The following is a 227-nucleotide window of genomic DNA, read 5'->3' on the forward strand; positions in this document are numbered from 1 at the left end:
ACAGACGGAGTAGAAACAGGTCGTGTTGAGAAATCCAACACAATCACTACTCCAGCAGTAGACGAAGTTATCGAAGTTGGAACTAAGAAAGTAGTAGTCCCAGTTGTAACGACTAAGGAAGAGACCAAGACAGAAGAAGTTGCTTTCCAAACTAAGGAAGTCACAAATCCAGATCTTCCAGAAGGAAGTCGTCAAGTGAAGACAGCTGGTAAGAAGGGTGTTCGCAC

1 protein-coding gene is annotated in these 227 nt (G+C 44.1%); it reads left to right on the forward strand.

Annotated elements, in window-relative coordinates; translation table 11 throughout:
* On the forward strand, positions 1-227 hold a 227-nt coding region (locus tag B7698_RS00635; protein ID WP_192855080.1), incomplete at both ends, for a G5 domain-containing protein.

It is taken from the genome of Streptococcus mitis (assembly GCF_002096855.1).
Classification (GTDB): Bacteria; Bacillota; Bacilli; order Lactobacillales; family Streptococcaceae; genus Streptococcus; species Streptococcus mitis_Y.